Annotated in this window: 13 protein-coding genes, 2 pseudogenes and 1 other annotated feature; of the genes and pseudogenes, 3 read left to right on the top strand and 12 right to left on the bottom strand. The window is 67.7% G+C overall.

Translation table 11 applies throughout. From position 1 onward, the window contains the following. The first annotated feature begins 19 nt into the window (after window positions 1–19). Window positions 20–1,507, top strand: a complete 1,488-nt coding sequence (locus ACZK5N_RS14620; RefSeq protein WP_459017681.1) for a tyrosine-type recombinase/integrase — start codon at window positions 20–22, stop codon at window positions 1,505–1,507. 23 nt (window positions 1,508–1,530) lie between these two features. On the opposite strand, the pseudogene ACZK5N_RS14625 reads toward ACZK5N_RS14620, so the two are convergent. From ACZK5N_RS14625 to ACZK5N_RS14680, 12 genes and pseudogenes are all read right to left on the bottom strand, one after another. Then, window positions 1,531–1,791: pseudogene (locus tag ACZK5N_RS14625) on the bottom strand (transposase); the annotation flags it as partial. Between the two features lie 45 nt (window positions 1,792–1,836). Then, window positions 1,837–2,262: a phenylacetate--CoA ligase family protein gene (locus ACZK5N_RS14630; RefSeq protein WP_459017680.1), complete on the bottom strand. Its 426-nt coding sequence runs from the start codon at window positions 2,260–2,262 to the stop codon at window positions 1,837–1,839. Further along, on the bottom strand, window positions 2,259–2,498 hold the full coding sequence (locus tag ACZK5N_RS14635) for a hypothetical protein (protein WP_463625220.1): 240 nt from the start codon (window positions 2,496–2,498) through the stop codon (window positions 2,259–2,261). The genes ACZK5N_RS14630 and ACZK5N_RS14635 overlap by 4 nt, the downstream gene beginning before the upstream one ends. 188 nt (window positions 2,499–2,686) lie before the next feature. After that, the gene (locus ACZK5N_RS14640) at window positions 2,687–2,935 is read right to left on the bottom strand and encodes a hypothetical protein (RefSeq protein WP_459017678.1); all 249 of its coding nucleotides are present in this window, start codon (window positions 2,933–2,935) and stop codon (window positions 2,687–2,689) included. Between the two features lie 94 nt (window positions 2,936–3,029). Next, complete coding sequence (locus ACZK5N_RS14645; RefSeq protein ID WP_459017677.1) at window positions 3,030–3,311, bottom strand: metal-sensitive transcriptional regulator; 282 nt, start codon at window positions 3,309–3,311, stop codon at window positions 3,030–3,032. 28 nt (window positions 3,312–3,339) lie between these two features. Continuing rightward, a complete protein-coding gene (locus tag ACZK5N_RS14650) occupies window positions 3,340–6,138 on the bottom strand; it encodes a heavy metal translocating P-type ATPase (protein WP_459017676.1) in 2,799 nt (932 codons plus the stop codon). Window positions 6,139–6,233: 95 nt separating this feature from the next. After that, window positions 6,234–6,548: a hypothetical protein gene (locus ACZK5N_RS14655; protein ID WP_459017675.1), complete on the bottom strand. Its 315-nt coding sequence runs from the start codon at window positions 6,546–6,548 to the stop codon at window positions 6,234–6,236. Between the two features lie 177 nt (window positions 6,549–6,725). After that, window positions 6,726–7,151, bottom strand: coding sequence for an EamA family transporter (locus tag ACZK5N_RS14660; protein WP_459017674.1), 426 nt, complete (start codon window positions 7,149–7,151; stop codon window positions 6,726–6,728). Then, entirely contained in the window at window positions 7,148–7,591 is a 444-nt protein-coding gene (locus ACZK5N_RS14665; RefSeq protein ID WP_459017673.1) for an EamA family transporter, read from the bottom strand. Before ACZK5N_RS14665 ends, ACZK5N_RS14660 begins: the two co-directional genes overlap by 4 nt. Window positions 7,592–7,682: 91 nt before the next feature. Further along, on the bottom strand, window positions 7,683–10,088 hold the full coding sequence (locus tag ACZK5N_RS14670; RefSeq protein ID WP_459017672.1) for a heavy metal translocating P-type ATPase: 2,406 nt from the start codon (window positions 10,086–10,088) through the stop codon (window positions 7,683–7,685). Between the two features lie 502 nt (window positions 10,089–10,590). After that, window positions 10,591–10,902: pseudogene (locus ACZK5N_RS14675) on the bottom strand (transposase); the annotation flags it as partial. A 15-nt stretch (window positions 10,903–10,917) separates the two neighbouring features. Next, window positions 10,918–11,895 carry an IS3 family transposase gene (locus tag ACZK5N_RS14680; RefSeq protein ID WP_068750207.1) on the bottom strand — a complete coding sequence of 326 codons (978 nt, stop codon included), beginning with the start codon at window positions 11,893–11,895 and terminating at the stop codon, window positions 10,918–10,920. Continuing rightward, window positions 11,806–11,935, bottom strand: a sequence feature (AL1L pseudoknot). Its footprint overlaps the gene before it by 90 nt. Before the next feature lie 10 nt (window positions 11,936–11,945). Here ACZK5N_RS14680 and ACZK5N_RS14685 point away from each other — a divergent pair. Next, on the top strand, window positions 11,946–13,046 hold the full coding sequence (locus ACZK5N_RS14685) for a tyrosine-type recombinase/integrase (RefSeq protein WP_459017671.1): 1,101 nt from the start codon (window positions 11,946–11,948) through the stop codon (window positions 13,044–13,046). Next, a partial coding sequence (locus ACZK5N_RS14690) for a hypothetical protein (protein WP_463625134.1) occupies window positions 13,043–13,401 on the top strand: 359 nt, incomplete at its 3' end. The genes ACZK5N_RS14685 and ACZK5N_RS14690, both read left to right, overlap by 4 nt.

Consider the following 13,401-nt stretch of genomic DNA (forward strand, 5'->3'; position numbering starts at 1 on the left):
CCTTCGACAATGCCAGCGGATGTGGTCACATCTGGCCCGGATCTGCGTGGTCTCCGGGCTGGCGCCGGAACAGCTGACGGCCGCAACCTACCAACCTGCACGCGCTGCGTTCTTCGACGCTGCCCTAGCGCTGCATGACAACCCGCCCCACAAGTCCTTGTCGACGCCCTTGTTCGGCCTCGACGCGGTGATGTTCCACCGCGGGCAAGCTGAACGCGCCGAGCTACGCCGCATCTGGAACCACCGCCCCGCCGCCGAGGTCGACTGGGACCAGATCACAGCACAGGTCCCGGTGATGGCCCAGACGATGCGCCGCTACCTGCAGCAGTGCTCCGCCTCGCTACGGCCGTCGTCGGTGACCTTGTTCAACACCACCCTGCGGCAGTTCGCCGCCTTCCTGACCGCTCGTCACCCCGGCGTCACAAGAATCGCCGAGCTTGAGCGCCGCCACATCGAGGACTACCGCGCATGGCTCGACCAGCGTCCCGGATACCGCGGCCAACCCGGTCTGTCGAGGACCACCTTGGGAATGCGCATGGGGCACCTGCACACCTTCTTCACGCGCATCACCGAGTGGGACTACCCAGACCAGCCCCGCACGGGCCTGGTCTTCCGCGAAGACCGCCCGCGGCTGGACAGGCCATTGCCGAAGTTCCTCCACGACGCCGCCGCCGCAGCGTTCATGACCGCAGCCGCCCGGTTGCCCGACGAACTGGATCGGTTGATGGTCCAGATCCTGGCCCGCACCGGCATGCGTCGCGGCGAACTTCTCGGCCTGCGCATCGACGCCGTTGTCCAGATCGGCACCGGCTACTGGCTACGCACCCCAGTCGGGAAACTTCACACCGACCGCTACATCCCCCTCGACCCCGCCCTGAAGACCCTCATCGACGGCTGGATCGCCAATCGCCCGTCCTGGCAGGCCAGTGACCTGCTCCTGCTCGAACGCGGCCGGCCGATCCCTCCCACACGCGTCGACAAGGCCGTCCAGAAAGCAGCCACCACGGCCGGGATCGGGCACGTCCATCCCCACCAACTGCGACACACCCTTGCCACCCAAGCCATCAACCGCGGCATGAGTCTGGAAGCCATCGCCGCGCTGCTCGGACACACCGACCTGTCCATGACCATGGTCTATGCCCGCATCGGCGACCGCACCGTCGCCGACCAGTACTTCCAGGTCACCAGCAAGATCGAAGCCCTCTACCACCAGGCCCAACCCACGCCCGCCACACCCGTGCTACCCGCCGACGCCGCTGGTCCCGCCATGACCGCCCTCCACGCCGAGGTAGCCAAACGCCTACTCGGCAACGGCTACTGCCGCCGGCCCGTCGAGCTCGATTGCCGCTACGAAACCATCTGCGAGACCTGTCCCATGTTCTTCACCACCCACGAGCACCGCCCCCTCCTGCAAGCCCAACGAGACGACGCCTGCGCCAAAGGCCAAACCCGCCGCGCCGAGGTCTACACCGGCCTACTCGAACGCCTGGATCAAGCCACCGCTTGACACCGATCACCCACATAAGCCGCGGCTTTTTTCAGGAACGCGTTCTCCTCCGACAGCCGGCGCACCTCGGCCTCCAACGCGGCCAGGCGGGCCGCCTCCACCGGGGGCGGGGCCTTCACCGGGTCAGGGTGCTGTTCCCGGTAGATCTTGACCCAGTAGCCCAGCGAGCTCTCATTGATCTCCAACTCCCGCGCGACCTGCGCGATCGGCCGCTGCGCGACCACCACGAGCTGGACCGCGTCAGCCTTGAACTCCGGGGTGTACTTCCTGCGTTTCGATGACATCTCGTCTCGTCGTTCCTTCCTGGTAACGACTGTCCACGAGAAGTGTCACACCCCAGAGGAGAGGATGCTTTTCCATTCGCGACGGTTCCACACGAAGACGCCCCGTTGGCCGGTGGAGCCGGCGGTGGCCGCGGTCCACCAACGACCCTGCCAGGGTTGTCCGGGATCACCACCCCGGGACTCCAGATCCTGCAACCGGCGGGTCACCGCTTCGAGGCGAAGCTCCGGAGAGGTCACCAGCCGGTCCCACTGCGCCATCAGTTGTGTCTTGGTCAAGGGCGGCAGCTGCGACAGCGGGGCGGACTGCATGCCGCGGTGCTGGTCGGCATAGTAGGGCGACTGTCGGGCGGCATGGTCGCGCAGACGCGCCAGCATCCGCTGCTGGTGATCATCGAGCTGGGTTCGGGTCCAGCGATCATGCTGTTGGGTCCTCCAACGGGTCACCAGCAGCTCTCCGAACAGGGCAGTCATGGCCAGCTCCCAAGGCTGACTCTGTCCGTGACAGTAGCGGTCCCACCCGAGCCTTCGTATGTAGAGGCCGCCTCGGCGGCCCTGGACACCGCTCTAGGCAGTGCCGCGAATCGGTCCATGCCTTCGGCGACATGGGCGACCTGGAACTCCACCTCGACGGTGGCGCCGAAGACGTCGCCGGCCCCGACGGGGGCCGGTTCGTTGGCGACGGGTTGCGTGAGGATCGGCGTGGCCATGCCGTCCGAGGTCACCTGTAACGGGTGGGCTGACTGGACAAGTGCCGTGTGCAGGTCCAGGTGCCGTGGCGCCGTGGTACCAGGTGGGTGGATGCCGTGGGGAGCGGCGCTTCTGGTCACTTGTACCCCCTTGCCTTGGTGTTCGCTGGGTTCTGTGTTGGGGTCGGGCACTCCGCCGCGGCCAAGTTTCAGTGGCGGTGCCCGGCGCCTGGGCGGCCGTGCATGAGCAGCATCATGCCCGCGCAGAGGAGGCCGCCGATCAGCGCGCCTCCGCCGCCTCCGCTGAACAGGGACCACAGGCCGAACCCGATCAACGGTAGGCACATCAGGAGCATGTGCCACATGTGGCCACCATGGCCTTGGTGCTGCTGGGCGGGTCCGGTGGCGGCGGGTGGGGCGTCGGGGCCGGTGGGGCGGTGGTGGCTGTGGAGGCTCATGAGCCGGGTTCCTCTCGTTCGGATGTTACTTCCACTGTGCGGGGTCGGGATTCAGATCCGATCCGCGGCTGGTCAACCTCTGATCAAGAACGGTTCAGCTGCGGACCAGGCGTGAGATGGCTGTGGAGGCTTCGCTGACCTTGGCGTCCCGGTAGGCGGGATCTGCTGACTGGATGGCCTGGGTGAGGCAGTGCTGGAGGTGGTTGCCGACCAGGTCCAGGGCGACTGAGCGCAGCGAGCCGGTGACTGCTGAGGTCTGGGTGAGGATCTCGATGCAGTTGGCGTCCTGGTCGACCATGCGGGCGATGCCACGGATGTGGCCTTCGATCACCGCGAGTTGGCCGATGAGTTCCTGACGCTGTGGGTTGCTGGTCATGTGTCCTGGACCTGGTCTGGTTCGGCGCCTAGTGGTGGTGGTGCGGGGCGGGGGTGTGGGTGGGCTCGTGGGGGTGCTCGGCCGGGGCGTGGGGGTGTCCGTAGCGGGCGGGGTCGGCGTCGAAGGCTTCGGCGCAGTGGGTGGAGCAGAAGTAGATCGTGGTCTCGCCGATGGTGCGGGTGGCGGCCGCGGTGGCGGGCTTGACCTTCATGCCGCAGACGGGATCGATCTGGGCGGTGGCGGTGGTCTTCTTGCCGAACATGGGGGTGTCCTTTCCGGTGGTGTGGTGCTGGGTGGTGGGGGTTTCGCCGCCGATTTCGACGACGGGGGTGACGGGGGTGACGGGGGTGGGGGTCTGGTCGATGGGGTGTGGTGCCCAGCGGCGGAGCCGGTTGGCGTTGGTGACCACCGACAGTGAGGACAGCGCCATGGCCGCGGCGGCGACCATGGGGCTGAGCAGGATCCCGAAGAACGGGTAGAGCAAACCTGCGGCGATGGGGATGCCCAGGCTGTTGTAGAGGAACGCGAACACCAGGTTCTGTTTGATGTTGCGCATGGTGGCCCGCGACAGGTCGACGGCGGTGACCACCCCTGACAGTGCGCCGGAGATCAGCGTGATGTCGGAGGATTCGATGGCCACATCGGTGCCGGTGCCGATCGCGGAGCCGACGTCTGCCTGGGCCAGTGCGGGGGCGTCGTTGATGCCGTCGCCGACCATTCCGACGATTCTGCCTTCGTCCTGGAGCCGGCGGACCTCGGCGGCCTTGTGGGCGGGCATCACTTCGGCGACCACGCGACGGATCCCGACCTGGGAGGCGATCGCGGCGGCGGTTGCCCGGTTGTCGCCGGTCATCATGATGACCTCGATGCCGCGTGCCTGGAGGGCCGCGACCGCGGCGGGGGAGCCGTCCTTGATGGTGTCGGCGACCGCCACGATTCCCGCGGGGAGCCCGTCGACGGCCACCAGCATCGGCGTCTTGCCCCCTGCGGCGAGCGCGTCATGCAGCGGCTGCAGCGTGTCGGTACTGATGCCATTTTCGTCGAGAAGTCGCCGGTTGCCGATCAGGACGTCGTGGCCGTCGACGTGGCCGCGGACGCCTTGCCCGGTGATCGAGTCGAAGTCGGTGACCTCGCCCAGGGTGAGACCGCGGTCGGTGGCGCCGGTGACGATCGCCGCCGCCAGGGGGTGCTCGGAGCTGTTCTCGATAGCGGCGACCCAGCCGAGGAGCTGGTTCTCATCGAACGCTGCGACGGTGGCGACGTCGGTGAGGGTCGGTACACCCTTGGTGATGGTGCCGGTCTTATCGAGGATGATCGCGTCAAGCTTGTGCGCGGTTTCCAGCGCTTCAGCGGAGCGGATCAGGATGCCGTATTCGGCTCCCTTCCCGGTGCCCACGGTGATCGACATCGGGGTCGCGAGCCCCAAGGCGCAGGGGCAGGCGATGATCAGGACCGAGACCGCGGCGACGAGCGCAAACACGAACACCGGCGGGGGACCCACCAGCAGCCAGATCGCCAGCGTCCACACCGCGACGATGATCACGACCGGGACGAAGTAGCTGGAGACCTTGTCCACGAGCCGTTGGATGGGGGCCTTCGAGCCCTGGGCCTCACGGACCAGTTTGATGATCTGGGCGAGCATGGTGTCGGAGCCGACCTTGGTGGCGACATATCGCAGTGCCCCGGTGGCGTTGATGGTGGCGCCGATGATGGTGTCGCCGACGGTCTTGGCCGCAGGGATGGATTCGCCGGTCACCATCGACTCGTCGACAGCGGAGGATCCGTGGATCACCTCACCGTCGACAGGCATCTTCTCCCCGGGACGGATCACGATCACATCGCCGACGACGACGTCCTCGACCGGGATCTCCAGTTCGGTGTCGTCGCGCAGGACCCGCGCGGTGCGGGGCTGGAGGCCGATCAGCTTACGGATGGCCTCACCGGTGCCGGCCTTGGCTTTGGTTTCCAGGAGACGGCCGAGCAGGATCAACGTGATGATCACCCCGACGGCTTCGAAGTACACCTGCCGCAACTCCTCAGGCAGGAGGCCGGGGGCGAAGGTGACCACCAGGCTGTAACCGAACGCCGCGACAGTGCCCAGCGTGATCAGCGAGTTCATGTCCGCGGTGCGGTGCGACAAGGCCCGCCACCCGACGCGGTGGATCGGCCACCCCGACCACAGCATCACCGGCGCAATCAACGCCAACTGCAACCACGGACTCATCAAGATCTCAGGCACCCAGGTGGCGCCGAACAGTTCGACGGCCATCACCGCGATCAGCGCCGGGGCTGTGAGGATCGCGCCGATGGTCACCCGCCGGGTCAGGTCCCCGATCTCCGCGGCCCGCTCCGCCTCATCGTCATCGGCGCCGTCGGTCGACAGACCCGTCGCCGCCGGGGAGGCGGTCGTCTGCGCATGATGCTCCGGTGCGGTGAGGGGGGCTGGTGCGGTGTGGGGGTCGCCGGTGACGCGGATCAGACCGGAGACCATGTTCATGCCGCATGCGAAGCGGAACTCGCCGGCCTCCGTGGGCGTGAACTCGACGGCGGTGGTGCGGTACGCGGGAAGGCTCGCGTTGACCTTGAAGTCCGACATCACAACTCGCGAGGTGCACTCACCGCCCTCTCGGCGGTCGAACATGATCCGCACCGGCATCCCGGGACGCACCCCCTCGATCACGCCGGGGTTGTAGCCCCCGTCGACGGTCACATCGACCACCTGAACACCGTCCTCGATGCGGACTTTCCCGGCCCGTTTCGGGCCAAAGAAGAACCACAACAGCAGCCCGGTCAGGACCACCGCCCCACCTATGACCAGCCAGAGCATCACAATCTCCACTTCTTCTCGACTCCCACCCATTACCCTGGGGGGGTATAATTCGAGGGTAGACCCAGGAAGGTTCGGAAATGACCCAGAGGGGGTCAGGCTTCGGTCAAGATTTCCCGGCCGTCGTCCACAGGGACTGTGGTGAGGGCAAGTCGGTGGCGGGACCCGGGTCGGGGGCGGCGCCGGCGTCGGGTCAGTTCGAACCCGGAGCGGTCGAGGGTGGCTCGGACCTGCGAGCTGGTCACGGCGCCGGCCGGCGCCAGCGTCAACAGCGACTCGCCGTGCGGCTCCAAATCCATGCCGACGGTGTGCACCCCGGGCAAGGCCCGGACCGCGTCCACAGCGCTGATCATGCAGCGCCAGCAGCTGAGCCCGCGCACCCCGTAGGTGGCCTGTGTCATCGTCGCCACGTCGAATCACCCTCTCTTCCTGGTCGGTTTCGCGTGTCCATGTTCGATGGTGCCCCCCGCGATGTCGGGAACCGGTCTGGGTGGGGTCAAGATCCCGACAAGACCCGGCCAGGTGGTCGGATCTTCACTGCACCCTGTCCGGGTCCTACTCGTTGCTCAGGTGACCGGCCGTGTGGCTCACCAGTCGGCGGGGCTGACAGCCGTCGGGTGCGTGGGGGGCCGGTGAGGTGGTCGAAGAGCGATCCACATGGCCGCCAGCACAGCGAGGAGCCCGGCGGCGGTCCATCCGCCCGGTCGCTCGCCCAGTGCGACGGAGGCCAACGCGATACCAAGGACCGGAGTCAGGAACGTCCACGCCGTCAACGTGTCGAGCCGGCTGCGGCGCGCCTCGGCGAACCACGCCATGGTCGTCGCTGCGGTACCAACAAGGGCCAGGAACGCCAGCGAGAGGGTGAAGCGGGGACTCCATAGGATCACCGGCGGGCCCTCCACGGCCGCGGCGAGCATCATCAGTCCAGCCGCGCCAATCAGCAGGTGCCACGCGGTGGCCGTGACCAGATCCAGCCCGGTCAGCCGCCGGGAGAGCAGGGTGCCGGCGGTCACGGCGGCGGCTGACAGGAGCGACAATGCCGCCCCGCTGCCCCGCCACCGGGCAGCGCAACGGCGACCAGCCCGGCGAAGCCGACGACCAGGGCGGCCGAAGTCCGGGGGGAGAGCCTCTCGCCGTAGAAATACCAGGCGGGGAGGAGGATCAGCAGGGGCTGGGCGTTGGCCAGCACCGCGGCGGTCCCGGTCGCGCCGCCGGCGACCCCGCCGAACATCGCGGCGAATGCCACTGTGACGTTGACCAGGCCTAGGACCGTGATGAGTCCCCAGGCGCGCCAGCCACGGGGGACAGGGCGGTGCAAGGCGGCGCCGAGGGCCAACAGGGCCGCCCCGGCGATGAGGGCCCGCAGCGCGGCGAACCACAGGAGGGGGGCGTCGCGGAGCCCCCACTCGATCGCCACGAAGCACGCCCCCCAGGCCGCTGTGATCCACAGCATCCGCAACGCCTTCGGCCGCCGGGTTTCTTCGGTCCCCGCTCCCGTCGCCGAAGCGGTGAGGCCAACAGGGTCGTCCACGCCCACCCCCCGGTCAGCGGATGCCGGACGGCACTGGAGCGGTGGGCTCCGGCTCCCGGGCCTGGCCTTGCGGCGCGGCCGGGGCCTGCTGCGCGGGCAGCCTGAGCTGTTTGAGCAGGAGGGCATTGACGGTGACGATGACCGTGGAGCCCGACATCGAGAGGGCGGCGATCTCTGGGCGCAGCATCAGGCCGAAAGCGGGGTAAAACACCCCGGCGGCGATCGGCAGCGCGATGACGTTGTAGCCGATGGCCCAGGCCAGGTTCTGACGCTCCTTGCGTACGGTTCCCTTGCCGATGCGCAGTGCGACGGAGACGTCCAAAGGATCGGAGCGCATCAGGACGATGTCCGCGGTCTCGATGGCCACGTCCGTCCCGGCACCAATCGCGATACCGATGTCGGCCTGGGCCAACGCAGGCGCGTCGTTGACGCCATCACCCACCATCGCGACCGTCTTTCCGGACTGCTGCAACTCGGCGATCTTGTTCGCCTTGTCCCCGGGCAGAACCTCGGCGATGACGGTGTCGATGCCGAGCTGGTCAGCGATACGTAGAGCGGTGGCCTCGTTGTCGCCGGTCAGCATGACGACCTCGATCCCGGACTCGTGCAGGGCGGCGACAGCGGCAGCAGCAGTGTCCCGCGCGGCGTCGGCCAATGCGATGACACCAACCGCGCGCCCATCCACCGCGGCGAGCACTGCCGTGCGCCCCGATGCGGCCAACTCGTCACGGCTCACGGCCAGGTCGCCGAGGTCGACGTTCTCCCGGACCATCAGGCGGAGGTTTCCCACCAGGACACGTCGGCCGTCGACGGTGGCGGTTGCGCCGTGGCCCGGGACGTTGAGGAACTCGCTCACGGAGAGCACGGGCACGCCGCGCTCGGCGGCTCGGCGGTCGATGGCGCGGGCCATGGGGTGTTCAGACTCGCGTTCGACGGCAGCGACCAAGGCCAGCATCTCATCCTCGCCCATCCCCGCCGCGAGAACGTCGGTGACCTCAGGCTCCCCCTTGGTTAGGGTGCCCGTCTTGTCCATCACCACCGTGTCGATCCTCGCCATCCCCTCGAGGGCGGTGGCGTTCTTGAACAACACTCCCCGCTTGGCGCCCATCCCGGTACCGACCATGATCGCAGTTGGGGTCGCCAGACCGAGGGCGTCGGGGCATGTGATGACCACGACGGTGATGGCGAAGAGCATCGCCTGTGCCACGCCGACGCCGGCGAGCATCCACACCGCGAAGGTAACAGTGCCGCCGATGAGGGCGACGAACACCAGCCAGAACGCGGCCCGGTCGGCCAGGCGCTGGCCCGGGGCCTTGGAGTTCTGAGCCTCCTGAACCATCTTGACGATCTGCGCCAACGCGGTGTCCGCGCCGACTCTTGCGGCGCGGACCCGCAAGGTGCCGGTGGTGTTGATCGAGGCACCGATCACGTCCGCGCCGGGCGCCTTCTCCACCGGCATGGACTCTCCGGTCACCATCGACTCGTCGACTTCGGACTCCCCCTCCTCCACCACCGCATCGACTGGGATCTTCGCCCCCGGCCGTACCAGTAGCAGGTCACCGGTGACGACTTCGGAGGTCGGGACCTCCACGGGCTGACCGTCCCGGAGCACGACTGCCTGGGAGGGCGCGAGTTCGAGCAGCGTGCGCACAGCGTCGTTCGCGCCGCCACGGGCCCGCATCTCCAGCCAGTGCCCGAGCAGGACGAAGGTGGTCAGGACCGTGGCGGCTTCGTAGAAGACCTCACCCCCGCCGGTGAACGTGACCACCACGCTGTACAACCAGCCTGCCCCGACCGCGACCGCCACCAGGACCATCATGTCCAGCGTCCTCGCGCGGAGCGCCCGGAAGGCCCCGTCGAAGAAGATCCACGCCGAGTAGAACACCACCGGCAGGGACAAGATCAGAGAGAAGACGTCGTCGCGTAGCCCGAAGGGTGCCGGCACGGTGAACCCCAGGACCTCCCGCCCGATCGGCGACCAGAACAAGATGACCACCGACAGGACCGCGGCGACCAGGAGACGGTTGCGCATGTCTCGCACCATGTCCACCATCGACCCACCATGCCCGCCGTGGCCCATCACCGCCTGCGCGGATCCGCCAGCCTCATCCCCACCCCCGTGGCCGGTGTGCCGTTCGTGGCCGATGTGGGGGTCGGTCGAGACCGGTTCCGCCATGGTGTGGCAGATGTGGCTAGGTACCGACTGCCCGGTGCAGTGGTAGCCGCAGTCATTGACCCAGCCGACCAGTTGGGCGACCGAGGTCTGGTTCGGGTCGTAGGTGACCGTCGCGGTCTGGGAGACGGCGCTGGCCTCGACGGCCAGCACGCCGGGTACCCCTAGTAACGTCTTCTCGATCACTGATTCCGAGGTGGCCCAGTGCAGGCCACCGGCCTCTAGGACCGTGGTTTGACTCTTCATGATCGGGTCTTCCTCTCCGGCCGCTCGGCCGACAGGTCGTGCGCCGATGGGCTCGGCGGATGCCTGCCCGTCCGTCGGGTCTCAGGCCGTCGCCCTGACCGGGGCGGGAAGGAATCTCGCTGGTCACGGTACCGGCCGGGGGCGACAGCGACTCCACCGCGCGGCTCCGGCTACAGGTCGACGCAGTGGACGGCAGGTTTCTGGTGATCGCGGTGTCCCGCGAGCACCACATCCGCTCGGGCGCCATCTGAAGAACTGCCGCTTGAACCCATGTCGATCACCGCCTTTGAATCTCGACTTTGGCACGCACCCGCCACGGGACTTCGACCTACGCCGAAGAGCCCTTTCCTCGACGACCCGAGCCGCGGTGGACCCGTGGCGCCGCCACGACACCCCAAAGGGGTATGTCATCAGGGTAGGCACGGTGCAATCCGAAAGTCACGGTCAGGTGGTCAGATTGCGCCCCGCTGGGTGGTGGGCTTTCGGGGTGTTCCCCGGTTGCTCACGCGTCGCCGCCGGTGATGGCGGCGATGGGTTCATTATCGCGGGCGGGGAGCAGTAGCGCCATGGATCCTTCGGAGAGGTAGCGGCGTTCGTCGGTGATCCATTCGTCGTTGGTGTCAGCGAGGATCATCCCCACCAGGCGGATCACGGAGGCCTCGTTGGGAAAGATCCCCACCACGCGGGCGCGGCGTTTGATCTCCTTGTTCAACCTTTCCAGGGGGTTGGTCGACCAGATCTTGCTCCAATGCGCCCGCGGGAACCCGGCGAAGGCCAAGACCTCGGTCTTCGCCGTATCCATCAGGGGTCCGATTGAACCACCCCGGGTTTAGTGGAGAGTTGTGTGTTCTTCGGCGGCGGTCGCCGCGGAAGGGTTCTGAGCAGCATCGTAGGCGTGCTCGTATGCGGCGGGTGCGAGGTAGTCGCACCAGGTGTGTGGCCGGGCCGTGTTGTACCAGTCGACCCATCTGAGAACTTCCAGCTCGACGTGCTCAAGAGTGCGCCACGGCCCTCGACGCCGGATCAGCTCGGTCTTGAAGACCCGGTTCAGCGCCTCGGCGGCGGCGTTGTCGTATGAATCGCCCTTGGACCCGACCGAGGCGACGATGCCGAGTTCCTCCAAGCGTTCGGTGTAGCGGATCGCTCGATACTGGACGCCGCGGTCGGCGTGGTGGACCAGACCCGCCAGCACCCGCCCGTCGCGCTGCCGCTGCCAGATGGCCTGCTCGAGGGCGTCCAGGGCCAGGTCGGTGTGCAGTGATCCGGAGACCCGCCAGCCGACGATCCTGCGGGAGAACAGGTCCATCACGAACGCCACGTAGACGAACCCGGCCCATGTTGGCACGTAGGTGATGTCAGCGACCCACCGGTTGTCCGGCGCCGGGGACGTGAAGTCGCGGTTGAGTTGGTCTGCCGGATGGGCGTCCTTGGCCGGTAGGGTCGTGCGGGGCCGCTTGTGATCACCGGCGACCGCTCCGGTCAGACCCAACGCCCTCATACGGGGGGCCACGGTGCACCGGGCCACCGGTGGATAGTGGACCCCGGTGGTCCGGCCGTGCTCGTCTCGGACCTCCTGCCGGTTGAGGACCTTCCACATCTTCATCACCCCGTAGACCTGGTAGTTCGCCTGGTAGGTCGCTTGGATGCGCTCATCCAGCGCCGCGTCGGCCAGCGCCCGCTGCGACGGTGAGCGCTTCTTGGCCGCGTAATAGGTGCTCGGGGCGATCTGGGCGCCGGCCTGTGTGAGCACGGCGCAGATCGGCTCGACCCCGAAGCGGTCCTTGTGCTGATCGATGTAGTTGATCAACGTGGAGAGGGGCGGTCGAGCTCCGCCGCGAAGAAAGGCTTGATATGTAGGTGATCTCGACCCTGATGCAGCGGGCAGCCGACGTGACGGCGACGATGGGGCCATCGACGTCTGGGCGGGGGCTGGTGATGGAGCGTTTCGAGCCGCATCTGGATTTCATCGATGGGGCCGCGCCCACGATCGGCGAGCAGTTGCTGGATGAGTATCTGCGGTTCACGGCAGCCCGCTTGCGCCCAAATTCCGTACTGGCGCAGGCTTTCGACATCAAGGTGTTCTTCGAGGTGGTGGGGAAAGCACCGCTGGCGGTGACCACGGCGGACGTGCTGGCGTTCATTGAGCAGCAGCGGGCTCCTCGTCATGGCGGCAACGTGGTCCGGTTGGCCGATGGCGAGCAGGGCTTGGCTGCCTCGACGATCAAGCGTCGGCTGGCGACGGTGTCGTCGGTGTTCGACTATCTGGTCGCGCGGGGGTTGTGTGAGCGGCAACCGGTCCCGCGGTCGATGTCGCCGCGGTCCCGCTCCTTGCGGGGCTCGCCGCTGATCCGGGCCCCGAAGCGCCTGCCGCAGGTCCTGTCGCCGGGCGAGGCAGCGGCGTTGATGGCGGCGTTGCGCACGCAGCGGGACCGGGCCATGGTGACGCTGATGTTGCACGCCGGGCTCCGGCGCTGCGAGGTGTTGGGTCTGCGCTTGAGTGACATGCAGCTGGGTGACCAGCGCGTGTTCGTCCATCAGGGCAAGGGCGGCCACGAACGCATCGTCCCGGTCGTCGAGGCCTTCTTCATCCAGCTGGCCGACTATCTCGCCACGGAGCGCCCCGCGGGTTCTGATCCGGAGCTGGTGTTCGTGGTGTTGAAGGGCCCTCGCCGGGGCCGGCCGTTGAGCCCGGCCGGGCTAGACGAGGTCCTGGCCGGCGCCCGCCGCCGAGCCGGGTTACGTCATGCGACCTGTCACGAGTTGCGGCACACGTGCTTCACCCGGCTGCGGGAGGCCGGGATGGCGTTGGAGGCGATCCAGGCCCAGGCCGGACACGCGAACTTGGAAACCACCCGGATCTATCTGCACCTGTCCAATGACTGGCTCGCCGATCAGTATCGCGACGCGATGAGCGTGTTGGCCGACATCTACCCACCGATCACCAGGAGCGAACCATGAGCGTCCCGGCCGAGCACCAGAGTGTCAGCCCCGTCTTGGGTGAGGTGATCGACGCCTACATCGCCGGCGGCGCAGCTGCGGCCGTCCGTAAGGGCCGTCGGCTAGCGGCGGCGCGCTTCGCCCGCTTGTTCGGCGACCTCGAGGGTTGGAGGTCGGCCAGCATCCAGCAACGACGTCAGGTTCGCACCGAGGTCATGTCCTTTGCCGCGCATGCCGTGATCGCCACCCAGACCCCGGTTGATGCGGCGTTCGTGGCGCAGTCGGGCTGCCACTGGGGCATCTACGTCCAAGATGCCTATCCCGAGCAGCACCAACGCTTCACCGCCCAGGCCACAGAGCTGGGCTTCAGCCTTCG

The organism is Tessaracoccus pujii (genome assembly GCF_055326215.1).

Coding starts and splice junctions, on each gene's coding strand:
- ACZK5N_RS14645 (WP_459017677.1), bottom strand. CDS start 3,311: ATGACCAGCAACCCACAGCGTCAGGAACTCATCGGCCAACTCGCGGTG.
- ACZK5N_RS14665 (WP_459017673.1), bottom strand. CDS start 7,591: ATGCTGTGGATCACAGCGGCCTGGGGGGCGTGCTTCGTGGCGATCGAG.
- ACZK5N_RS14620 (WP_459017681.1), top strand. CDS start 20: ATGTGGTCACATCTGGCCCGGATCTGCGTGGTCTCCGGGCTGGCGCCG.
- ACZK5N_RS14670 (WP_459017672.1), bottom strand. CDS start 10,088: ATGAAGAGTCAAACCACGGTCCTAGAGGCCGGTGGCCTGCACTGGGCC.
- ACZK5N_RS14635 (WP_463625220.1), bottom strand. CDS start 2,498: ATGGCCACGCCGATCCTCACGCAACCCGTCGCCAACGAACCGGCCCCC.
- ACZK5N_RS14630 (WP_459017680.1), bottom strand. CDS start 2,262: ATGACTGCCCTGTTCGGAGAGCTGCTGGTGACCCGTTGGAGGACCCAA.
- ACZK5N_RS14640 (WP_459017678.1), bottom strand. CDS start 2,935: ATGAGCCTCCACAGCCACCACCGCCCCACCGGCCCCGACGCCCCACCC.
- ACZK5N_RS14650 (WP_459017676.1), bottom strand. CDS start 6,138: ATGCTCTGGCTGGTCATAGGTGGGGCGGTGGTCCTGACCGGGCTGCTG.